Genomic DNA, 22,060 nt, shown 5'->3' with positions numbered 1-22,060 from the left:
CCTTTCAGTCAGCCCGCCGGCTGGCGTCGCCCAAGAGGTTCCGATGGATGACAGCATGGTCGATGTCCTGATCTACCTGTTCGAGCACTACATGGACGACGAATGTCCGCCCCCGGCGGATCAGAATGCGTTGGAGAACGAACTGACGGACGCCGGTTTCAGTGCCGGCGAGATCGCCAAGGCGTTGGATTGGCTCGATGTGCTAGCGGCCGGTGCGGACACTGAAACCCCCGGTTATCATGGCCGTGCGCTGGGTTCCATCCGCATCTACACCGACGACGAATGTGCCAAGCTGGACCGGGAGGGGCGCGGTTTTCTGCTGTTCTTGGAACAGATCGGCATCCTCGACCCCGGCAGTCGCGAGTTGGCGATCGAGCGGGCATTCGCCATCGACGCCCCCCAGGTCGGGGTGGACGAGCTCAAGTGGGTGGTGCTCCTGGTCTTGTTGAACCGCCCGGGACTGGAGGCCGCCTTCACACGCATGGAAGACCTGATCTACAGCGACGCCCCGGTCTATCTGCACTGAACCGCGGCGCTCGCTCGGCTGAGGCGACGCCTGACTAGCCAAAGACGCCCCACTTCGGTATACCCTAGTGTCCCGCTCGACCGAGCACCGAACCCTCACCAGACGCAGCCGCCCATGAATCTCGTCGTCGTCGAATCCCCCGCCAAGGCCAAAACCATCAAGAAGTACCTGGGACCGGACTTCGAGGTCGTCGCGTCCTATGGCCATGTGCGCGACCTGATCCCCAAGGAGGGGGCCGTGGACCCCGAGCACGGGTTCGAGATGAAATATCAGATCATCGAGCGCAACGAGAAGCACGTCCAGGCCATCGCCAAGCTGCTCAAGGACGCCGATGCGCTCTATCTGGCCACTGACCCGGACCGCGAAGGCGAGGCGATCTCCTGGCACCTGCTGGAGCTGCTGAAGGCCCGGCGGCAGATCGGCAAGCGCCCGGTCTACCGGGTGGTCTTCAACGAGATCACCAAGCGGGCGGTCCAGGAGGCCGTGGCCAACCCGCGCGAGCTGGCCCAAGACCTGGTCAACGCCCAGCAGGCGCGGCGCGCACTGGATTATCTGGTCGGCTTCAATCTCTCCCCGCTGCTGTGGAAGAAGGTCCGTCGCGGGCTCTCGGCCGGGCGGGTGCAGAGCCCGGCGCTACGCCTGATCTGCGAGCGTGAGACCGAGATCGAGGCCTTCGTCCGCCAGGAATACTGGAGCATCGAGGCGGACTGTGCGCGGGAGACGCGTCCCTTTGCCGCCAAGCTGGTGGAGTTCCAAGGTGCTAAGGTCGAGCAGTTCACCATCACCGACGGCGAACGCGCCACTGCGGTTCAGGCGACCCTGGAGCGCGCCGCGGACGGCCGGCTGCGGGTCGCGCAGGTCGAGCGCAAGCAGCGCAAGCGCTTTCCGGCCCCGCCCTTCATCACCTCCACCCTCCAGCAGGAGGCCGCACGCAAGCTCGGCTTCACCGCCCAGCGCACGATGCGCGTCGCCCAGCAGCTCTACGAGGGTGTGGACGTGGGCGGCGGTGCCGTCGGTCTCATCTCCTATATGCGTACCGACTCGGTCAACCTGGCCCAGGAGGCGATCGCCGAGATCCGCTCCTATGTCACCGAGCGCTATGGGGCGAACCACCTGCCCGCCGAGCCGCGCCTCTATAAGACCAAGGCCAAGAACGCCCAGGAGGCTCATGAGGCGATCCGCCCCACCTCGGTCCTGCGCGAGCCGGGGAGCGTCAAGCCCTTCTTGAGCGTGGAGCAGTTCAAGCTCTATGAGCTGGTATGGAAGCGCTCAGTGGCCTGCCAGATGGCCCATGCCCTCATCAATCAGGTCTCCGTGAATTTGAGCGCGGGAGTCGGCAATACCTTGCGTGCCACCGGCTCCACCGTGGCGGAGGCGGGCTTCATGCGCGTCTATCTGGAGGGTCGGGACGACGCCACCGCCGCCGATGACGACGAAGACAGCAACCTCCCGCCGATGGAGGAGGGCGACCTCATCGATCTGAAGGCGATCCGCGCCGAACAGCACTTCACCGAGCCGGCGCCGCGCTTCAGCGAGGCAACCCTGGTCAAGGCCCTGGAGGAATTCGGTATCGGCCGGCCCTCCACCTATGCCTCCATCATCTCCACCCTGCAGGAGCGGGAATACGTCGTCCTGGACAAGAAGCGCTTCCTGCCCACTGACGTCGGCCGGGTGGTGAATAAGTTCCTCACCGAACACTTCGCCACCTATGTCGACTACGACTTCACCGCCCGCCTGGAGGATGACCTGGATGCGGTCTCCCGCGGCGAGGGCGAGTGGGTGCCGCTGCTCGAGCAGTTTTGGCGGCCCTTCAAAGAGCGTATCGACTACACCCAGGAGCATGTGAAGCGCAGCGACGTAACCCAGGAGCCGATCGCCGAGTTATGCCCAAAGTGCGGCGGCCCGCTCTCCATCCGGCTCGGGCGCAATGGCCGCTTCATCGGCTGTACCCATTACCCGGAGTGCGACTACACCCGGGACCTGAACGCCGACAAGACCGCGGCCGAGCCCAAGGAGGTCATCGAGGGGCGGGTCTGCCCCGATTGCGGCTCCGTGCTGGAGGTCAAGAACGGGCGCTACGGCAAGTTCATCGGTTGCAGTGGTTACCCCAAGTGCAAGCACATCGAGCCCCTGGAGCGCCCAGAGGACACCGGCGTGACCTGCCCACAATGCAACAAAGGCACCCTGCAGAAGAAAAAATCCCGCCGCGGTAAGTTCTTCTTCTCCTGCTCCACCTATCCGAAGTGCGATTACGCGGTGTGGAATGAGCCTGTTGCTGGCCCCTGCCCGCGCTGCGGCTGGCCGGTGCTGACGATCAAGACCACCAAGCGCAACGGCACCGAAAAGGTCTGCCCACAGAAAGACTGCACCTTCAGCGAACCGTGCGAGGACGTGGGTACTACGGAAGAGGCGGAAGGCTGAACCCGCGCGATGCGGCAAAGGTCCGTGACCTCGACCGTCTTCCGAACATTGGCTAACAGCCAAGTGTAGATAGGTAAGACTTAACTTGGATGCGGTCGGCGTGAACACCACGCCGACCGCCAGGAAACCTCACCAGCCGCTCCACCAGGTCGCCGCGGTGGTCCCCTAGGAGGCATGTACCGGCTAGGGGACCGGCGGCGTAGGGGGGTTCTGGGCGCGTCTCAATGCCTCGGTCGCTTTAGAGCGCGCGGCCAATAGGAACATCCGAAACTTGTCGTCTGCCGACGCCCGGTCCGATTCCGTGCGGAACGGCCGCTCAGGCTGAAACTCGACTTTGACCAGTCTTAACCAGGCAGCGCTAAATTGGACACCCCCTCTTAACTTAGAAGACAATAAGTAAAGATAATAGTAATAAGGGCTGTGGGTATGTGGGGAAACCTATAATCTGCTTTATTTTCAGTATCTACGCCGGTCGCCAAGCGAGCAATAAGCATCTTTGGAACCTGTGGATAAGATGCGTAAAATTTCGTCGTCGCAAACGCCGCACAGGTTATCCACCGTTACCCCGGAGCATTCCGAAGCGGCAGCAGCGGTGTTTCTAGCGTGACCGGCGGGGCCGGAATCGTGCCCGCTAGAATTATTGATCATCCTGGGATCGCTCGCTTGCCCCTTCGTGGTCGCAGTGGTGCGGCGATCCTGGATCTCCTTGCTATTTTCCGATGCAGAAGCTCGAGAAAATACGGCCAAGCAGGTCCTCTGGGGTGAACTCCCCGGTAATCTCGCCAAAGGCGTGTTGGGCCTCCAGCAATTCCAGTGCGACCACCTCCGGGCCAAGACCGACCTCGAGGGTTGAGCGGGCGGCGTGCAGCGCAGACAGGCCGCGTCTCAATGCGTCTAGATGCCGCCGTCGAGCGACAAAGGAGCCCTCACCCAGTCCGTCGATGTGCGCACGCGACTTGATGTGTCGGCGCAGTTCCTCAAGGCCCTCGCCGGTCAGTGCCGATAGGCGAAGCGACACAGTCCCATCAGGCATTAGGGGCGTGTGCGTCAGTAGCCCGAGATCGATCTTATTCTGAACCAGTGTGATCGGAATTGAGGTGGGGAGCGCCGCGAGTTCATCTCGATCGAGGCCGTGGGGCTGGTCGTATACCCAGAGGATCAGGTCCGCGAGTTCCAGTTGGCCGCGGGCCCGGCGTACCCCCTCCTGTTCTACCGGCTCGAGTGCCTCCCGGAGGCCGGCGGTATCAATGAGTTTGACGGGTAAACCGTCGATCTGCAGGTCGCAACGCAGCACGTCCCGGGTGGTGCCGGGGATGGGGGTCACGATGGCCGCGTCGTATTCAACTAAGGCGTTGAGAAGGCTCGATTTCCCTACGTTCGGGCGGCCGGCGATGACCACTGTCAGGCCATCGCGGACGCGCTCCCCCTGGCAGGCCTGTGACAGAACCCGCGCCGCTCCCTCGACCAGGGCGTCGAGCGCGTGCCTTAGGCGGATGTTGGACTGCGAGTCAATCGCCTCTTCGGGGAAATCCAGGGTGGCCTCGAGGGCGGTTCGCAGACCGATGAGTTCATCCACCAGTCGGCGGATACGCTGCGAGAAGACCCCTTGTAGGCTGCGCATTGCCAGCCGGGCCGCCAGAGCGGTCGAACTCGTAATGAGATCTGCCGTGGCCTCGGCCTGAACCAAATCGAGTTTGCCATTCAGGTAAGCACGTTGTGTAAATTCACCCGGACGGGCCAGACGGGCGCCGAGCTCGAGACAACGCGACAATAGGAGGTCCATCACCACCGGCCCACCATGGCCTTGGAGCTCAAGTACATCCTCACCGGTGAAGGAGCGCGGACCGCGGAAAAATAGTGCGATCCCTTGATCGATCGCCGTGCCGGCGCCATCGCGGAAGGCGCAAAACGACGCCCGCCGCGGTTTCGGTCGGCGGGCGAGTATCGCATTTGCGATGTCTGCCACCGCCGGGCCGCTGACCCGCACGACACCAAGGCCGCCGACACCTGGCGGTGTAGCAACGGCGGCGATGGTGTCAGTAGGCACTAGCGGCGCACGCCGAACTTAAGCAACGGATCACCGCTTGCGTCTTGCCGCGGCCTTGTCGGCATTGCGCGTGATGTGCCATTGTTGCGCAATGGACAGGGTGTTGTTCACCGTCCAATAGAGCACCAAGCCGGACGGGAAGAACGCAAAAAACACTGTAAATACGATAGGCAAGCTCATCATGATCTTGGCTTGCATGGGGTCCGGTGGGGCGGGATTGAGCTTCGACTGCACGAACATGGAGATACCCATGAGCAATGGCAGTACGTAATATCTATCGGGAGCTGAGAGATTGTCTATCCAGAGGATAAAGGGGGCTTGACGCAGCTCGACACTTTCCAGCAACACCCAATACAGCGCGATGAAGACCGGAATCTGTACCACGATCGGGAGACATCCGCCCAGCGGATTGATCTTCTCGGTCTTGTAGAGCTCCATCATGGCTTGGTTGAGGCGTTCCTTATCATCTCCGTAACGGTCCTTGAGTGCCTGCATGCGTGGCGTCATCTGCCGCATGTTAGCCATCGATTTATAACTGGCTTCGGAGAGCTTGTAGAAGGCGAGCTTAATGATGATCGTGAGCACGATAATCGCCCAGCCCCAGTTCCCAACCACGCTGTAAATCATGTCCAAGAGCCAGTGGATCGGTTGCGCGATGACGGTCAACCACCCGTAGTCCACGGTCAGCTCGAGTCCAGGCGCAATGGCAGCGAGTGCATCCTGGAGTTTGGGTCCAACAAAGATTTGATTGGTAAAGGCGTGACTGGCACCGGCCGGAATGCTCACGGCCGGCGAAAACTTGCCGATGATGAAACGGTCGCCATCCAAGACATTGGTATAGAAGGTTTCTTCGGCGCCCCGGGGCGGAATCCAGGCCGCCAGGAAATAATGCTGGATCATCGCCACCCAACCGTCGGTTACCTGACGGTCGAGCTTTTGCGACTGCATGTCCTTGAACGCAATTTTTTTGTATTTGTCTTGCGGGCTGTAATAGACGCCGCCGGTATAGGTACTCACGAAACGGGAGGCGTTGGGGTCCTGCAACTCGGTGCGCTGCAACTGGGCATAATCCCGTGCTGTCAAAGGCTGCGCGGTTGCGTTCGTGACCTCCTGACGCGTCTCGACGACATAGCTGCCGCGGCTGAAACGCAGCGTCTTCTTGACCTTGACGCCCGCAGCATCGGTCCAGTAGAGCTCGACCGGGAGCGTCGATTGACCCTCGCCCAGCGTGTAATGCAAGGATTCGCTGGAAAAAATCGCATCATGGTTGGGCAAGGCACTCGGGGTTTGACCGATCAAACCGGACTGGGCCACGAAATAGTTTGGTGCATCCGGTTTCAGGAGACGAAACTTATCATCGCGTTGTTCAGGAGAGATCGGATAGTCGAGGAGCCAGGCACTCGAGATCGTCCCGCCCTTCGTCGAGATTTCAACCCGCAGTACGTCTGTTTCAACCGTGATGACGGGGGCTTGCGACAGGGCCGCCGTTTCAGTTACGGCGGGGCCGCCGATTTCGGGGGTGGCTGGCGTCGTGGGTACTGCCGGAACTTCCGGAGTGCCGACTTGCGCCGACGTGCCGGTAGGCGCCGAGCGACTCATCGCCGCTTCCTTGGGCACCTGACCGTAATCATGCATCCAGGCCTGATAGATAAGCAGCAAGACAGCCGCCAGCGAGACGACCAGGACTAAACGGATATTTTCCATGAGTATTAGCGCTTCTTTGGGGGGACCGGGTCAAGCCCGCCGGGGTGCCAAGGGTGACAGCGGGACAACCGGCGCGCGGCCAGATAGCTCCCCTTCACCAGCCCATGGCATTCAATGGCCTCAATAGCGTATTGGGAGCAACTCGGATGGAAGCGGCAATGTGGGCCGATCATCGGGCTGATCACCAACTGATAGAGGCGGACAAGCCAAATCAAGATTCGACCCATGTCTTACCGATGACCTTTCGCCACGCCCGATCCAGTCCGTCGAACAGGTCGCGATTACTGAGGAGCCTGGCCTTCGCAGTGCAGAGCACCACCAAGTCAACTGCAGGCAGGGCGCTGGCATTGAGACGGAAGCTAGCGCGCACGATTCGCTTGAGTTTGTTCCGATCAACGGCACGCGGGCAGCGTCGTTTGGATATGGCCAGTCCCAAGCGCGCGTACGGTTGTTCGTTGGTCCTCGCAAGTACCAGGAAACCGTTGCAGTCAAAACGCGCCGAGTGTTCGAACACGCCCTTGAACTGATCGGCCTGCACCAGCCGACATGAACGTGGGAAGCGTTCCGTCAGGTCCGTAGCGTTGCGGCTGGTAGCCAAAGAGTCCAGATTAAACCACGTATATGTGACAGTATTACGGCGCTAACCGCACACGACCCTTTGAACGGCGGGCGCTGATAACCTTGCGGCCGTTGCGGGTTGCGCTGCGTGCGCGAAACCCGTGGGTACGAGCCCGTTTGATAAGGCTCGGTTGGAACGTACGTTTCATGACGAATATCTCTGGTTCTGGTGTTGAGAGCGCCGCAGCGGATGGCGCCCGAAAAAAAGATTAACGGTAAGCGACTTTCCCCATGCTGTCAACATTGCAGGGGATCCTCAGCAGTTTGCCCCGTGGCGTCTGTTGCCCCATCTCGGTGGAGATCGGGGTGAGGTCGACTTCAAGTACAGTCCGTTAGTGGTTCGGAGGTGGAAATCGGACGCGTTAATTCTGCGCTAAACCTTTTTTATGAGATGTATATATGTGTGGTGTACACAACCATATTAAGTAATTGTATTACGCCAGGAAGGCGAAAAGCGCGCCAGGTTTGGCGAGGAGGGACAGCTTGGTCCCGCCCCCGCGGGTCGGACGGACGTAGACCTGCGCTTACGCTTATACTGTCTGGCTAACCATGAGCCCCCATCCCAGACCCGGGCAGCGCCGCCAACACTCGCCGTGCGCCTCCCCGCCCACCCCGTCGGAGCATTCCCCCCGTGATCGAGAACCTTCGTAATATTGCCATTATCGCCCATGTGGACCATGGCAAGACCACTTTAGTCGACAAACTGCTACAGCAATCGGGCACCTTGGGCGACCGGTTCGGGCCGGTGGAGCGGGTGATGGACAGCAACGACCTTGAGAAGGAGCGGGGCATCACGATCCTGTCCAAGAATACGGCGCTGCGCTGGAAGGATTACCGCATTAACATCGTAGACACCCCTGGGCACGCCGACTTTGGTGGCGAGGTGGAGCGGGTGCTGTCGATGGTCGACTCAGTACTGCTCCTGGTCGATGCTCAGGAAGGCCCGATGCCGCAGACACGTTTTGTCACGAGCAAGGCGTTCCAACACGGGCTGCGCCCGATTGTCGTGATCAACAAGATCGATCGGCCCGGCGCCCGGCCGGACTGGGTGATCGACCAGGTTTTCGATCTCTTCGACCGGCTCGGGGCAACCGACGAGCAGCTCGATTTCCCTATTGTTTACGCCTCGGCGATCAACGGTTACGCCGGCTTCAACAACGACGTTCACGACGGGGACATGACCGCGATCTTTGAGGCGATCATCAAGCATTGTCCGCAACCGCCGGTGGATCCAGACTCCCCGTTCCAAATGCAAATCTCCACGCTCGACTATTCGAGCTTCGTTGGCGCCATCGCGCTTGGACGGATTCGTCATGGGAGCATTCGACCCAACCAGCAGGTGGTGGTGGTCAAGCCGGACGGCGTCCGGTATAAGGCAAAAATTGGGCTGGTCTACGGGTACCTGGGACTGGCGCGCTACGAGGTGCCTTCGGCCTCTGCGGGGGATATCGTCGCACTGACGGGGATCGAGGCACCCAATGTTTCCGATACCCTATGCGACCCCGATCATGTGGAGGCCATGCCACAACTGACGGTCGATGAGCCTACGGTCACGATGACGTTCCAGGTCAACACTTCCCCGTTCGCCGGGCGTGAGGGTAAATATCTGACGTCCCGCCAGCTCAAGGAGCGGCTGGAGCGGGAACTCATTCACAATGTGGCGCTGCGCGTTGAGGAAGGTACGGACCCGGAGAAATTCCGGGTCTCCGGGCGCGGTGAGTTGCACCTGTCCATTCTCTTAGAGACCATGCGTCGCGAGGGTTATGAGTTGGCGGTGTCGCGTCCGGAGGTGATTTTCCGTGAGATTGACGGTGTCATATGCGAGCCCTACGAGCAACTCACGGTGGACCTGGACGACACCTATCAGGGTGCGATCATGCAGGCCCTCGGCGAGCGCAAGGGTGAATTAAAGGATATGGCGCCCGATGGGCAGGGCCGGGTTCGACTCGACTATGAGATCCCGTCGCGCGGACTGATCGGCTTCCAGACTGAGTTTATGACGCTGTCGTCCGGTAGCGGACTCAAGTACCATAACTTCGATCATTATGGTCCGGCGAATCAGGGCGGAATCTCGCCCCGGCGCAACGGTGCGTTGATTTCCAACGGCCAGGGCAAGGTACTTGGTTACTCGCTCTTCAACTTGCAAGACCGGGGCCGCTTGCTAGTGGCGCCGGGCGTTGAGGTCTACGAGGGCCAGGTGGTTGGGATTCACGCACGTGATAACGATCTGGTTGTCAATCCACTCAAGGGCAAGCAGCTCACCAACATTCGGGCCTCTGGCTCGGACGAGAATATTATCCTGACGCCGGCCATTCGCTTCACCTTGGAACAAGCCCTTGAGTTCATTGAAGACGACGAGCTGGTGGAGATCACACCCGGGGCGATTCGTATCCGTAAGCGTTACCTCACGGAAAACGAACGCAAACGTCATGCCCGTGGGCCGAGGGGAGAGTGATCGGAGCACTACCCTGAGAGTCGCGACGGAAGCGCGCTCCAAATTCCCGCCCTCCATCTGGGCACGGGCTGGGTGAGGAATCGGCCAAGGCGTCCGCATCGTTCATCTCTCGAGGTGGTGCGGGCGCTATCGCCATTGCTCGGAGCGTATAGCCATGGGGCCTTTGGCCAGCACTGAGTCGCGATCACTCAAAAGTTCCAGCGTTAGACTGGAGCTCGGCGAGCGGCCGAGCCTGTGCTCGCTGGCACACGCGGGAAGCAACAGTGGGGAACTGGCTGGGGAAGTAAAGATTCAGTTCGATATCTTTTTTCAGTTGGAAATGTTGGTTTTTTTAAAGGGGGAACGCTATGAATCCGTGGCAGGACTGCATTCAAAGGCTCAAAGCGGAATTGACGGCAGCTGAATTTAACACCTGGATTTTGCCATTACAGGCGCGCCAGGAAGGAGACGTTCTCCGTTTGCTGGCACCGAATAAGTTTGTGCAAGATTGGGCCCGACAACATTATGAAAAACGGTTGCTGGAATTGTGTCTGCACATCAGTCAAGGGACGATTACGCAGTTACGCTTTGACGTTGGAGGATTGGATCGGCCGGAAACGCACGCTCGGATTGTTTCGGAAGTTCACTCGCTTGGGCTGAATGAACGTCGGGCTGAAGCCAATCTTAACCCGGAGTTTTGTTTCAGCAGCTTCGTTGAGGGTAAATCGAACCAGCTTGCGCGTGCGGCATCTATCCAGATCAGTCAAAACCCTGGAGTGGCCTACAACCCACTTTTCATATACGGTGGAGTGGGTCTAGGTAAGACGCACTTGATGCACGCCGTGGGTAATATGATATTGGAAACGAACCCAAATGCACGGGTTGTTTATCTGCATTCAGAGCGATTTGTTGCGGAAATGATTCGCGCACTTCAGCATAACCGAATTGACGAATTCAAAAAGACCTACCGATCTCTCAATGCCTTACTTATTGACGATGTTCAGTTTTTTGCGGGTAAGGAGCGCTCACAAGAAGAATTTTTTCATACTTTTAATGCGCTTTTTGAGTCGCGACAACAAATCGTCCTGTCGAGCGATCGTTTTCCCAGAGAGGTCGTAGGACTTGAAGAGAGGCTAAAGTCTCGTTTTGGTTGGGGATTGACGGTTTCGATCGATCTGCCGGACCTGGAAACGAGTGTCGCCATCTTGCAGAGTAAGGCGACCCAACTCGGTGTTATACTACCAGAGGATGTTGGGTTTTTCGTGGGCCGCCGAATTCGTTCGAATATTCGAGAGCTTGAAGGTGCGTTGCGGCGGCTGGTTGCGAACGCGCAATTTACTGGTCGCGCAATCACGGTGGAGTTCGCCAAGGAAACGCTGAGGGATATGTTAGCGGCGCAAGATAAACGGATAACGATTGATAGCATCCAAAAGACGGTGGCGGAATATTTCAAAGTACGCACGGCTGACCTGTTGTCGGCAAAACGGAGCAGATCCATCGCCCGGCCCCGGCAGATAGCGATGACGTTGGCAAAAGAACTCACTAAGCACAGTTTGCCGGAAATCGGTAGCGCCTTCGGCGGTAGGGATCACACGACGGTGCTTCATGCGACGCGAAAAATTCGAGAACTCAGGGATAGCGACCCTGCTCTTGACGAGGATTTTCGCAATCTGTTGCGTAGTCTATCCTCTTAGCTGTGGATAACTTGGGTGCAATATTTTATGACTGTTTTCTGAAAAAGTTATCCACAGGTTTTAGGGCTCGTGTTATGCTCGGAAAGTTGTTTCAAGCCGCTGGTAAAAAAAGAAAAACAGGCTTGTTCACATATCCACAGCCCTTATTACTAATAACTTATTAAATATTTTTCTGTTTAAGAGAGGTGAGCGGTATGGATGTCAAGGTCAACCGTGAAGAAATGCTTCCTGTGTTAAACCGGGTGGTGTCCGTTGTTGAGAGGAGACAAACACTACCTATTTTAGGAAATATACTATTGCGTGGACAAGGTGAGTCCCTGACCGTCATTGGTACGGATATGGAAATTGAGATCCGTGCGGGCTGCCGAGCTGAGGTGATCGAGTCCGGGGAGGCGACAGTTCCCGCCAGGAAACTAGGCGATATCTGTCGCTCCCTAGCAGAAGGCTCAGAGATGAGACTTAAGATTGGAGGCGAGCGCTGTGTATTGACCGCCGGGCGCGGGCGATATGTTCTGGGTACGCTGCCGGCGCGGGATTTTCCGGTGATGGAATCGATATTGCCGGATGTTGCTTTCGAATTAGAAGGAGGCGTGCTGAAAAGGATACTTGAGAAGACGGCTTTTGCGATGGCTCAGCAAGACGTTAGATATTACTTGAATGGCCTGTTCTTCGAGGTCGATGGCAGTTGTGTGAAGGCGGTTGCAACCGATGGGCATCGATTGGCGTGTTATGAGCATCCGTGTTCTCTTGGGGTAACCGAGAGTCGATCGGTGATCGTGCCGTTTAAGACGGTTAATGAGCTGCGGCGGCAGTTGAGTTCCGCGACGACGCCGGTACAGATTGAGATTGCTGAACGACTCATTCGCTTTGTGGTAGGAGATACGGTGTCGTCGTCAAAGCTCGTCGACGGGCGGTATCCCGAGTACAGTCGAGTAATTCCTACCGGACTTACAAAAGTCGCTATTGCGGATCGGGATTCTTTACGGAAAGCGCTGGCACGGACGGCGATTCTTTCTAATGAGAAATATCGCGGTTTGCGAGTGACATTTGAGCCTGGAGTTCTTCGGCTTGTCGCGCATAATCCTGAGCAGGAAGAAGCGGTCGAGGAAATGGAAGTGGATTACGCCGGAGCGGCAACTATCGTTGGTTTTAATGTTGCCTATCTATCGGATTTACTTGGGGCGGTTGATAGCGATAAGGTGGAAGTACATTTTGACGACGGGAATAGTAGCTCCCTTTGGCGGGGATTAGACGCTGCGGGGGAAACCTACGTTGTGATGCCTATGCGGCTGTAATTGGTGACGTTCTTGATTGGTGACGAGCCCGATCGGCTTTACAGCGAGATCGGGCGGTTGCAGATGGAACTGGGTAAGTACTGCTTACGTCCCTCAATTGGGAGTTTGTGCCGACTGTGGAAGAGCAGCGACTGTTTGCTCAATCCACTGCTCGACAGTCGCGTTGATCTCCTTGGCGGTTTTCCCCTTGCTGGCAATGAGTTCGCCGATGACAAGGTCGATTGTTCCTGGGTACTTGAGAAAACGTCTCCTACCCCAGAATACCCCCGCGTTGTGCGCGATAGGCACCACTGGGTAGCCTGTCCGCTCGGCAAGTAAAGCGCCCCCGATGCTGTAGGGTATTCGCTTGCCGGCGGCGACGCGGGTTCCCTCGGGAAATATCATTACCCAGCGTCCGGCGTTGAGGGATTGCGCTCCTTCTTTCATGAGTTGCTTAACGGCCTGTCTGCCGGCAGAGCGATCGATCGCGATGGGCAAAAGCCGTTTAAGCGCAGAACCTAGAATGGGTATGCGGAGTAACTCCCGTTTCAGCACCCAGGTCTGGTCAATCGGAAGGAGTCCACGCAGCGCTATGGTTTCCCACGCTGACTGGTGCTTGCAGAGAACGATCACGGTGGTTGTCGGTAAGTGCTCGAGTCCGGTGATACGGTAATCGAGTCGACATAGATACTCGAGTGCAAATAAATTTGCCATTCCCCACGCACGGCCTAATCGGCCAACGCTGTGGTATGGGACAAAGCGACCTGAGATTGCTATTGCCGTGCCAAAAAGCACGACAGAAAGAATAAGAAAGGCTTGATAAGCCAGCGAGCGTAGTAGAATCAAGAGCGACTCCAACGACAAATTAATTCTTTGGAAACCGACTTTAGGTCGTCAAACACAGCGACCCCCTCCAATACCGCGCCTCCCTGCGCTAAGGTCCTGGTACCCTTGCCGGTCTTCACCAGGATAGGCTCCATCCCCACGATCCTCGCCGCTTGAATATCCGCGAGCGAGTCTCCGACAAAGGGTAATCCTCGCAGGATCACACCGGTTCTATCGGCTATTTGGCTTAACAGGCCTGGTTGCGGTTTACGGCAGAAACACTGGTCCTGCGGGGCATGTGGGCAAAACAAAATCATCTCAACGCGCCCGCCGAACAGATAGGCAGTTTCCCGCAGCTTCCGGTGTATCCTGTTCAGGGCTCCAAGATCGAAAAGTCCGCGCGAGAGCCCTGACTGATTTGATGCGATGGCGATCCGGAAGCCGGCACGCGTCAACATGGCGATGGCCTCGAGACTCCCTGGGATGGGCACCCATTCTCCCGCCGACTTAATATAGTCATCCGAGTCTTCGTTGACTACGCCGTCCCGATCCAGGATAACGAACCGCTCTAGCTGCATACCAAAACACCAGCGGCAATCGCCCTGTGTAAAAGGCCACCTAACGCAATAACGATACGTCAGCGACGTTCAAAAATAGTGCCTGTAACCGCATTAACAGCACCAGCCTATTTTCTCTAACGGCCGCATCTTCGCACATGACCATCACCTGCTCGAAAAATGCGTCCACATCTTCTCTTAATTCCGCGAGTCGCACTAACACGCCGGAGAAGTCCTCGCTCCGAATCAATGGTGCAATACGTCGCTCAAGTTGGCATACGCTCTGCCAGAGTTGGCGTTCAGCACTTTCCGTGAAGAGCAGGGGATCTGGTGAGGTGTCGGGCGCAAATGAAATGTCGGTTTTCGCAAGAATATTGCTGATCCGCTTATTCGCCGCGGCCAAGGACTCGCTGGCCGGCAGATTGCGAAATGCCTGTACCGCCCTAATGCGCCGGTCTAATTGGCTGATGACCGCTCCTCCGGCAGCGATAACCGCCTCAACGCAATCCAGCGAAACGCCTTGTTCCTGGTAGTAGCCCTTTAGGCGGGCCAACACGTAGACAAACACCGCGTCAGCGGTATCTTGACTCAGCCGAGCTGGCGGAAAGTGCGCTACCGCGCCGGCAAGTAATACATGGAGATCCAGATCCAGCGGCGTTTCCACGAGGATGCGTATGATCGCAATCGACGCCCGACGTAGTCCGTACGGATCCTTGGCCCCCGTCGGCCGGTGGCCAATACCAAAGACCCCCACTAAGAGATCTAACCGGTCCGCTAGAGCAAGTACCAAGCCAATTGGCGTTCCTGGTAATTCGCCGCCGGCGGAACGGGGATAATACTGTTGCGCGATGGCCGAGCAGACAACGGCAGGCTCCCCGCCATGTTCCGCGTAGTACCCGCCCATAACTCCCTGAAGGCTCGGGAACTCAATGACTAAAGAAGTCACTAAGTCACACTTTGCCAGCATCGCTGCGCGCTCGACCAATAGTGGGTCGACGGCGCTTGATGTGGCGATCATAGTCCCGAGCTTCGCCACCCGCCTGCTGCGGTCGGCGACTGAGCCAAGCTTATCCTGAAATACCACGGACTCAAGTTCGGAAAAATAACCTGCGAGGGGGCGACGCCGATCTTGTTCCCAAAAAAACTTGGCATCCGCAAAGCGGGGTCTCAGTACTCGCTCGTTGCCCTTTCTTACTTCGGCTGGGCTCTTGCTTTCAATATTGCAGATGGCGACGAAGCTTGCCCGAAGGCGGCCATCCACGCCGCGCACTGGAAAATATTTCTGGTTTTTCTGCATCGTCTCAATGAGAACATCCGCGGGCACCGAAAGGAATGCCTCATCAAATGATCCCACGAAAGCGACCGGCCACTCGACGAGTGCGGTCACTTCATCGAGCAAATCGCTCGGCAGATCGACTACAACGCCGTTTTCCTCCGCAATCTGCGCGACCTGAGTGGTGATGAGCGCTCGGCGCTGTTCGAATGACGGCTCGACAAACCCACCGTCCCTCAACAGTTCAGGGTAGCGTGACGCATGAGTCACCGCGCGCGGCCCCGGGGCGTGGAACCGATGACCAAAGGTATCACGACCAGCGGTGATGCCCATTATCGTCCCAGGTATTGCCTCATCGCCAAAGACCAGGCAAACCCAATGCACCGGGCGGACAAATTCCGCATCTCCGGCGCCCCAGCGCATCCGTTTTGCAATAGGTAGTCCAGCCAGCGCCAACTCGACGATCTGTGGGATAAGCCGGGCGGTGAGAGCACCGGCTTCAACGGTGCGAAAGACGATCCAGGTCCCTTTTTCAGATTCCTCGCGCTCGAGGCTCTCTACTGCGACCCCACAGGAGCGGGCAAAGCCGACCACGGCCTTCGTGGGCTGGCCGGCTGCATCGAATGCGGCAGAGACCGACGGGCCGCGGCGCGAAATGACCCTCTCTGCTTGGCGTACCTTTACCCCAGAAACGAGGATTGCAAGCCGGCGAGGGGTGCAGAAGGTTGAGTAGCTTCCGTGGCCAATCCCCTGCGCCGTCAATTGCTCCGCGACCCCTCGAGCGAAGGCGACCGCCAAGTCCTGCAACGACAGCGGTGGCAGTTCCTCAGTGCCGATTTCTATCAAGAGATCCTTAGTCATGCGCGCGCTCGATCGATAGTGGTCGTTTCAGCATGGGGAAGCCTAAAGCCTCGCGGCTCTCGAAATAAGTCTGGGCGACTGTTCGCGCCAGCGCGCGAACCCGCAGGATAAACCGCTGGCGCTCGGTCACTGAGATGGCACCGCGTGCATCCAACAAATTGAAAGTGTGCGATGCCTTGAGGACCTGTTCATACGCCGGCAGCGGGAGTCCGTCGGTAATCAACTGTTGACTCATTCGCTCGCACGCGTCGAATGTTGCCAACAGTGCGGTAACCTCCGCCTTCTCAAAGTTATAGGTGGACTGTTCGACCTCGTTCTGATGGAACACGTCCCCGTACGTGATTACCCCTTCAGGCGATCGGCTCCAGACGAGGTCGTAAACACTTTCCACTGACTGTAAGTACATTGCGATACGTTCCAGTCCATAAGTGATTTCCCCGCTAACCGGCCGACAATCGAGTCCACCGACCTGTTGAAAGTAGGTAAACTGGGTGACCTCCATGCCATTGAGCCAGACCTCCCAGCCGAGCCCCCACGCGCCAAGGGTTGGCGACTCCCAGTTATCTTCCACAAACCGAATATCATGGACGAGTGGATCGATCCCAAGGTGTCGAAGGGATTCCAGATAGAGTTCCTGAATATCGAGCGGAGCTGGCTTCAACAGCACCTGAAACTGATAATAGTGTTGTAACCTGTTTGGGTTTTCTCCATAGCGGCCGTCAGTAGGCCGCCGTGAAGGTTGTACGTAAGCGCAGCGCCAAGGTTCCGGGCCGATCGAGCGCAAAAAAGTGGAAGGATGAAAGGTACCCGCGCCCACCTCCATGTCATGAGGTTGGACCACGACACAACCTAAGTTGGCCCAAAAGCGCTGAAGCGCAAAAATGATGTCCTGGAATGTGGTGACGTCCACCGGCTCAAGGTCCAAGCTATACTCCCGCGGCAGGCTGAGTGGATAAGTGCCCAGTATATCTGTTATGCCGCCTAGGTTGAAACTACTTCCCGTTAGGCGAGCTGAGTGTCGATCTGTCCGGTCCAAACGGGCACCGCCGATACACCGGTTGACGACGGCACGGTAAACCATACACGTCGCAAGCGTTGGTCGGGGGGCGGGCAACAAGGGGTTCGCCGGGGGCGCTGGGTCGCCCGGAGTGGCCACGTCTACGCGTGTACGGCGTGGGTGGCCGTGGCGGGTGGCCGTGGCGGCGCTGGACGAGTTGCCGGCTCGCGCGAGCCGGGGTTGTTGTGATCGGTGCCCGTGCGCTTGACGTCGCTGGGCGCGCTATTGCACCCTAAAGACAACCTAGACCCGCGGCCGACGCCACCAGCGTCTGCCAGTGTGCGTGCCACCTCCGGGCGTTTGCTTGGTCCTTGTAGCGTCGGCGATTGCCGGATAGAAGATGACCCCGACCTTCCTTCGTCACCGCGTGCGTCTGGCCGCTCGGGTCATTGCCAATGGCGGGCTGGTGGCCTATCCGACGGAGGCGGTCTATGGTTTGGGCTGCGATCCCTGGAACCGGGCGGCGGTGATGAGACTGCTCGTCCTCAAGTGCCGCCAGCAGTCCAAGGGCTTGATTCTGATCGCTGCCGACCCGCAGCAGTTGGCGCCTTTCGTCTTGTCCCTGGCGCCCGCGCGAATGGCGGCGATTCTCGCCTCCTGGCCAGGCCCCAACACCTGGTTGCTGCCGGCGCGCCCGGGGGTACCGGAGTGGCTGCGTGGCCGTTTCGACACCTTGGCGGTGCGCGTCACCCAGCACCCCCTGGCCGCGGCCCTGTGCCGGGCCTATGGTGGCGCCATCGTTTCCACCAGCGCCAACGTGGCAGCCCGCCTGCCCGCCCGTTCTGCCGATCAGGTGCGCCGCCGCTTTCCCGGCGGTCTGGACCTGATCCTCGCGGGGGCCTGTGGTGGGGCGGACCGGCCCTCTGTCATCCGCGACGGCTGCACTGGCCAGGTCCTGCGCCCTTGAGTCTAAGGCGATTCGCGACGGCTTCCGCAACGAAAGGTATAGAATATCGAGGCTTTGCGCCGACCCCCAGCCGTGGGTCGCTTGCACAAATAACTATGTGAAAAAGAGTTTGTCTCGTTGCAACGTAGCGTGACATGCGCGCGGTTTGGGTTGTCGTCGGCGCGCGTCTGGCCACGCAGCGCTTTACCCCGCCCTCGTTCTGCGGCGATCATCATCGGCGAGCGCCGCAGCGCCCTGCCGGGCCACGGCGAACCTACCCCGATGGCAATCCCAAACAACCTGGAGAATTTTGGATGCTGGACAAGAATTTGCTGGAGATTCTCGTGTGCCCCGTGACCAAGGGGCCGCTGATCTACGATAAGGCGCGAGCGGAGTTGATCTCGGTCGCCGGCCGCCTGGCCTACCCGATCCGTGACGATATCCCGGTGATGTTGGAGGAGGAGGCGCGCACCCTCAGTGCAGAGGAGGCGGAGGGCTATCGCAAGGGCGGCAGCGCGCAGCTTGGCTGAGGACCGGCTCGATAGGAGGGCAACTTCAACGGTGCTGTGACATAATGCACGGCTGTTTTTGTACGGGTTTGGGCCGCCGACACGGCGCTCCTGACCTGCCACGACCATCGGTAACCACCAGGAACCCCCATGAGCTTCTTGATCTCCGACGCACTCGCCGCCGCCGCCGCCCCCGCCGCCGCCGGCCCCATTCCTGAATCGCTACTGACCCTGCTGCCGCTGCTGTTGTTTGCAGTGGTCTTCTATTTTCTGCTGATCCGTCCCCAGGCCAAGCGCCAGAAGGAGCACCAGAAGCTGATCAATGCGCTCACCAAGGGCGACGAGGTCATCACCCTGGGCGGCATCGCCGGCCGCGTCGCGGACCTGGGCGACAACTTTGTACTGCTGGAGATCGCCGAGGGCGTCCAGGCCAAGGTGCGCCGCGCGGCCATTGAGGCCGTCCTGCCCAAGGGCTCCTTGAAGGATCTGTGACTTGGGGCCGGGATGCCGGTAACCGGCAGCCCGTGACCCTCCCCGCCGCGTGAGCGATTGGAAGTGCGATGAACCATTACCCGCTGTGGAAGAACCTCTCGATCCTGGCCGTCGTCTTGGTCGGCCTGGTGCTGGCCTTGCCGAACATTTTCTCCCAGGACCCCTCCATTGAGATCACGGCCGCCCGCGGCGGCCATGTAACCGCGGCCAGCGTCGGGGAGGTCCGGGCCGTCTTGGAGAACGCCAAGGTCCCGGTCAAGCGCTTCGATCCGCCGGCCGACGGCAAGTTACTGGTGCGGTTTGCCGCCTCGGGCGATCAACTGCGCGCCGAGGAGGTGATCGAGAACACCCTGTCCGACCGTTACCGCAGCGCACTCACCCTCTCGGCCGACCTGCCGCGCTGGGTGCGTGCCATGGGTCTCAAGCCTATGAACCTGGGTCTCGATCTGCGTGGCGGTATCTATGTGCTGATCGATGTCGACATGGACGCGGCACTGGACCAGGCGCTGGAGCGCTATGTGGAGGACATCCGCACCCAATTGCGCGACGCCAAGGTGCGCTATATCACGGTCGCCCGCGAGAAGGGTCGGGTCGTCGTCAAGTTTGCCGACGCAGCGGCCCGTGATGCGGGTGAAAAGGTCATCGTCAAGGAGTTCCGCGACCTCAAGGTTGCGCCAGTGGAGGAGGGCGGTGAATTCCTGGTGATGGCCAGCCAGACGCCGACTCAACAGAAACAGATCCAGGACCTGGCGCTCCAACAGAACATTACGACGCTGCGCAACCGCGTCAATGCATTGGGCGTGGCCGAGCCCAGCATCGCCCGCCAGGGCGATCGACGCATCGTGGTGCAACTGCCGGGCGCCCAGGACCCGGGCCGCCTCAAGGAGATCCTGGGGGCAACCGCGACCCTGGAATACCGGCTGGTGGATACCGAGCACAGTGCCGCCGACGCCGAGGCCGGGCGGCCCGCGCCGGGTAGTCGACTCTACAAGACCCGCGAGGGCAAGCCGGTGTTGCTCAAACGTCGGGTGATCGCTACCGGCGACCAGATCACGGACGCCTCCTCTGGCTTCGACTCGCAGAGTGGTACCCCGATGGTCAGTGTGAGTCTCGACGCCCAAGGCGGTCGGCGCATGCGTGACATGACCACCGAGAACGTCGGCAAGCCGATGGCCGTGGTCTTCATCGAGAATCGCACGACCACCAAGTTGGTCGACGGCAAACCGATGAAGCGCACCGAGAAGGTGGAAGAGGTGATCAGCGTCGCCACCATTCGCGAGCCGTTCGGCCGGCGCTTCCAGACCACCGGGCTCGACAGCGCCGATGAGGCCCACAACCTGGCGCTCTTGCTGCGCTCGGGTGCCTTGGCCGCACCGATCCAAATCATTGAGGAGCGCACGGTCGGCCCCAGCCTGGGTCAGGAAAATATCGATAAGGGCGTGCGCTCGGTTGCGGTCGGTTTCGTGCTCGTGGTCCTCTTCATGGGCCTCTATTACCGGGTGTTCGGTCTGGTGGCGAATCTGGTCCTGCTGGTCAATGTCGTGCTCTTGGTCGCCATTCTCTCGGCCATCCAGGCCACCCTGACACTGCCCGGTATCGCCGGCATCCTGCTCACCGTCGGTATGGCGGTGGACGCCAATGTGCTCATTTATGAGCGCATCCGTGAGGAGTTGCGCAACGGCAATTCGGTCCAGGCGGCAATCTACTCCGGTTTTGACAAGGCCATGGCGACCATCGTGGACTCGAATGTCACCACCCTGATTGCCGCCGTGGTGCTCTTCAGCTTTGGTACCGGTCCGGTCAAGGGCTTTGCGGTGACGCTGTTCTTCGGCATCTTGACCTCGATGTTCACCGCCATCCTCGGTAGCCGCGCCATCATCAACCTGCTGTACGGCAACCGGCGCGTCGCGCACTTGCCCATCTAACCGGGACCTGAGCCATGGAACTTTTCAAGCGCACCAATATCAACTTCATGCGCATCCGCTGGCCGGCCATCTGGCTGTCCAGCGCGGTGAACCTGATTGCTATCGGGTCTTTCATCGTACTCGGGTTTAATTTCGGGCTCGACTTCACCGGCGGCACCGTGGTCCAGGTGGGCTACCAGCAGCCGGTGGAACTGCCCCAGGTCACGGATGCACTGCGCTCGGGCGGGTTCGAGGCCGGCGTTCAGCACTTCGGCAGTTCCCGCGACGTGCTGATCCGGCTGCCGCCCACGGACGTGGCCGCCGCGGCGACCTTGGGCGAGCGGGTCATCGCCGCCCTGAGCGCCAGCGCGGGCGCCAACCCGGTGGAGCTCAAGCGGGTCGAATTCGTGGGGCCACAGGTGGGCCAGGAGCTCGTCAATCAGGGGGGGCTGGCGATCCTCTATACCCTGATCGGCATCCTGATCTATGTGGCGATCCGCTTCGAGTGGCGCCTCGCGCTCGGCGCGGTCATCGCCACCATCCACGACGTGATCGTGACCTTGGCGGTCTTCTCCCTGTTCCGGGTCGAGTTCGACCTGACCGTGCTGGCCGCAGTGCTGGCCGTCATCGGTTATTCGCTGAACGACACGGTGGTGATCTTCGACCGTATCCGGGAGAACTTCCGCAAGGTGCGCAAGGGGACGGTACTCGATGTGGTCAATCTCGCGATCAACGAGACCATGTCGCGGACCATCATCACCTCGGGCGTGACCCTGCTCGCGGTGATTGCACTCTTCTTGTTGGGCGGTGCGGTCATCCACGGCTTCGCCTTGGCCCTGATCGTGGGTATCGTCACCGGCACCTACTCCTCAATCTATGTGGCGAGCAGTTCGGCGGTATTGCTCGGTATCAGCCGTGCGGACCTGATGCCGGTGCCCAAGGAAGGACCGGGTGTCGATGCCCGGCCGTGATCGGCGC

Annotated in this window: 19 protein-coding genes; 10 read left to right on the top strand and 9 right to left on the bottom strand. The window is 59.4% G+C overall.

What is annotated here, in order from left to right:
* The first annotated feature begins 43 nt into the window (after window positions 1-43).
* Together QZX93_RS26405 and topA are read left to right on the top strand one after the other, a co-directional pair.
* On the top strand, window positions 44-526 hold the full coding sequence (locus tag QZX93_RS26405) for a DUF494 domain-containing protein (protein WP_295392058.1): 483 nt from the start codon (window positions 44-46) through the stop codon (window positions 524-526).
* Between the two features lie 114 nt (window positions 527-640).
* Window positions 641-2,947, top strand: a complete 2,307-nt coding sequence (gene topA, locus QZX93_RS26400) for a type I DNA topoisomerase (protein WP_295392057.1) — start codon at window positions 641-643, stop codon at window positions 2,945-2,947.
* A 709-nt stretch (window positions 2,948-3,656) separates the two neighbouring features.
* Here the strand turns inward: topA and mnmE are convergent.
* Genes mnmE through rpmH form a run of 5 tightly spaced genes read right to left on the bottom strand, consistent with a single transcriptional unit; the run spans window position 3,657 to window position 7,465 of the window.
* Entirely contained in the window at window positions 3,657-4,994 is a 1,338-nt protein-coding gene (gene mnmE, locus QZX93_RS26395) for a tRNA uridine-5-carboxymethylaminomethyl(34) synthesis GTPase MnmE (RefSeq protein ID WP_295392056.1), read from the bottom strand.
* Between the two features lie 30 nt (window positions 4,995-5,024).
* Window positions 5,025-6,698: a membrane protein insertase YidC gene (yidC, locus tag QZX93_RS26390; protein WP_295392054.1), complete on the bottom strand. Its 1,674-nt coding sequence runs from the start codon at window positions 6,696-6,698 to the stop codon at window positions 5,025-5,027.
* A gap of 5 nt (window positions 6,699-6,703) precedes the next feature.
* Window positions 6,704-6,925, bottom strand: coding sequence for a membrane protein insertion efficiency factor YidD (yidD, locus tag QZX93_RS26385; RefSeq protein WP_295392052.1), 222 nt, complete (start codon window positions 6,923-6,925; stop codon window positions 6,704-6,706).
* Window positions 6,910-7,296 carry a ribonuclease P protein component gene (gene rnpA, locus QZX93_RS26380; RefSeq protein WP_295392050.1) on the bottom strand — a complete coding sequence of 129 codons (387 nt, stop codon included), beginning with the start codon at window positions 7,294-7,296 and terminating at the stop codon, window positions 6,910-6,912. Before rnpA ends, yidD begins: the two co-directional genes overlap by 16 nt.
* 34 nt (window positions 7,297-7,330) lie before the next feature.
* On the bottom strand, window positions 7,331-7,465 hold the full coding sequence (rpmH, locus tag QZX93_RS26375; RefSeq protein ID WP_295392048.1) for a 50S ribosomal protein L34: 135 nt from the start codon (window positions 7,463-7,465) through the stop codon (window positions 7,331-7,333).
* Window positions 7,466-7,947: 482 nt separating this feature from the next.
* Here rpmH and typA point away from each other — a divergent pair, with 482 nt between their 5' ends.
* From typA to dnaN, 3 genes are all read left to right on the top strand, one after another.
* Window positions 7,948-9,771, top strand: coding sequence for a translational GTPase TypA (gene typA, locus QZX93_RS26370; RefSeq protein WP_295392046.1), 1,824 nt, complete (start codon window positions 7,948-7,950; stop codon window positions 9,769-9,771).
* A 347-nt stretch (window positions 9,772-10,118) separates the two neighbouring features.
* Window positions 10,119-11,444, top strand: coding sequence for a chromosomal replication initiator protein DnaA (dnaA, locus tag QZX93_RS26365; RefSeq protein ID WP_295392044.1), 1,326 nt, complete (start codon window positions 10,119-10,121; stop codon window positions 11,442-11,444).
* 194 nt (window positions 11,445-11,638) lie between these two features.
* On the top strand, window positions 11,639-12,739 hold the full coding sequence (gene dnaN / locus QZX93_RS26360; RefSeq protein ID WP_295392042.1) for a DNA polymerase III subunit beta: 1,101 nt from the start codon (window positions 11,639-11,641) through the stop codon (window positions 12,737-12,739).
* Between the two features lie 93 nt (window positions 12,740-12,832).
* Here the strand turns inward: dnaN and QZX93_RS26355 are convergent, their stop codons facing one another.
* The 4 genes from QZX93_RS26355 to glyQ are packed head-to-tail and all read right to left on the bottom strand — an operon-like array spanning window position 12,833 to window position 17,159.
* The gene (locus QZX93_RS26355; RefSeq protein ID WP_295392040.1) at window positions 12,833-13,564 is read right to left on the bottom strand and encodes a lysophospholipid acyltransferase family protein; all 732 of its coding nucleotides are present in this window, start codon (window positions 13,562-13,564) and stop codon (window positions 12,833-12,835) included.
* The gene (gmhB, locus tag QZX93_RS26350; RefSeq protein WP_295392038.1) at window positions 13,561-14,121 is read right to left on the bottom strand and encodes a D-glycero-beta-D-manno-heptose 1,7-bisphosphate 7-phosphatase; all 561 of its coding nucleotides are present in this window, start codon (window positions 14,119-14,121) and stop codon (window positions 13,561-13,563) included. The genes QZX93_RS26355 and gmhB overlap by 4 nt, the downstream gene beginning before the upstream one ends.
* 40 nt (window positions 14,122-14,161) lie before the next feature.
* Window positions 14,162-16,234, bottom strand: coding sequence for a glycine--tRNA ligase subunit beta (gene glyS, locus QZX93_RS26345; RefSeq protein WP_295392036.1), 2,073 nt, complete (start codon window positions 16,232-16,234; stop codon window positions 14,162-14,164).
* On the bottom strand, window positions 16,227-17,159 hold the full coding sequence (gene glyQ, locus QZX93_RS26340; protein WP_295392034.1) for a glycine--tRNA ligase subunit alpha: 933 nt from the start codon (window positions 17,157-17,159) through the stop codon (window positions 16,227-16,229). Before glyQ ends, glyS begins: the two co-directional genes overlap by 8 nt.
* 472 nt (window positions 17,160-17,631) lie before the next feature.
* Between glyQ and QZX93_RS26335 the strand changes: the two genes are divergently transcribed.
* The 5 genes from QZX93_RS26335 (at window position 17,632) to secF (ending at window position 22,053) form a co-directional block, all read left to right on the top strand.
* The gene (locus tag QZX93_RS26335) at window positions 17,632-18,198 is read left to right on the top strand and encodes a Sua5/YciO/YrdC/YwlC family protein (protein ID WP_295392033.1); all 567 of its coding nucleotides are present in this window, start codon (window positions 17,632-17,634) and stop codon (window positions 18,196-18,198) included.
* Window positions 18,199-18,494: 296 nt separating this feature from the next.
* Window positions 18,495-18,707, top strand: a complete 213-nt coding sequence (locus tag QZX93_RS26330) for a Trm112 family protein (protein WP_295392096.1) — start codon at window positions 18,495-18,497, stop codon at window positions 18,705-18,707.
* Window positions 18,708-18,836: 129 nt separating this feature from the next.
* On the top strand, window positions 18,837-19,178 hold the full coding sequence (yajC, locus tag QZX93_RS26325) for a preprotein translocase subunit YajC (protein ID WP_295392031.1): 342 nt from the start codon (window positions 18,837-18,839) through the stop codon (window positions 19,176-19,178).
* A 68-nt stretch (window positions 19,179-19,246) separates the two neighbouring features.
* Window positions 19,247-21,103 carry a protein translocase subunit SecD gene (secD, locus tag QZX93_RS26320; protein ID WP_295392029.1) on the top strand — a complete coding sequence of 619 codons (1,857 nt, stop codon included), beginning with the start codon at window positions 19,247-19,249 and terminating at the stop codon, window positions 21,101-21,103.
* Window positions 21,104-21,117: 14 nt separating this feature from the next.
* Window positions 21,118-22,053, top strand: coding sequence for a protein translocase subunit SecF (gene secF / locus QZX93_RS26315; RefSeq protein WP_295392027.1), 936 nt, complete (start codon window positions 21,118-21,120; stop codon window positions 22,051-22,053).
* The last annotated feature ends 7 nt before the right edge of the window (window positions 22,054-22,060 follow it).

This window comes from uncultured Thiodictyon sp. (assembly GCF_903946935.1).
Classification (GTDB): Bacteria; Pseudomonadota; Gammaproteobacteria; order Chromatiales; family Chromatiaceae; genus Thiodictyon.
This window is presented reverse-complemented; position numbering and strand designations above follow the sequence as displayed.

Bases quoted from the DNA above. Each gene is read 5' to 3' on its own strand.
- rpmH (WP_295392048.1), bottom strand. From the start codon at position 7,465: ATGAAACGTACGTTCCAACCGAGCCTTATCAAACGGGCTCGTACCCAC.
- secF (WP_295392027.1), top strand. From the start codon at position 21,118: ATGGAACTTTTCAAGCGCACCAATATCAACTTCATGCGCATCCGCTGG.
- yajC (WP_295392031.1), top strand. From the start codon at position 18,837: ATGAGCTTCTTGATCTCCGACGCACTCGCCGCCGCCGCCGCCCCCGCC.
- dnaA (WP_295392044.1), top strand. From the start codon at position 10,119: ATGAATCCGTGGCAGGACTGCATTCAAAGGCTCAAAGCGGAATTGACG.
- secD (WP_295392029.1), top strand. From the start codon at position 19,247: ATGAACCATTACCCGCTGTGGAAGAACCTCTCGATCCTGGCCGTCGTC.
- topA (WP_295392057.1), top strand. From the start codon at position 641: ATGAATCTCGTCGTCGTCGAATCCCCCGCCAAGGCCAAAACCATCAAG.
- dnaN (WP_295392042.1), top strand. From the start codon at position 11,639: ATGGATGTCAAGGTCAACCGTGAAGAAATGCTTCCTGTGTTAAACCGG.
- gmhB (WP_295392038.1), bottom strand. From the start codon at position 14,121: ATGCAGCTAGAGCGGTTCGTTATCCTGGATCGGGACGGCGTAGTCAAC.
- QZX93_RS26335 (WP_295392033.1), top strand. From the start codon at position 17,632: ATGACCCCGACCTTCCTTCGTCACCGCGTGCGTCTGGCCGCTCGGGTC.
- QZX93_RS26405 (WP_295392058.1), top strand. From the start codon at position 44: ATGGATGACAGCATGGTCGATGTCCTGATCTACCTGTTCGAGCACTAC.
- yidD (WP_295392052.1), bottom strand. From the start codon at position 6,925: ATGGGTCGAATCTTGATTTGGCTTGTCCGCCTCTATCAGTTGGTGATC.
- glyS (WP_295392036.1), bottom strand. From the start codon at position 16,234: ATGACTAAGGATCTCTTGATAGAAATCGGCACTGAGGAACTGCCACCG.
- yidC (WP_295392054.1), bottom strand. From the start codon at position 6,698: ATGGAAAATATCCGTTTAGTCCTGGTCGTCTCGCTGGCGGCTGTCTTG.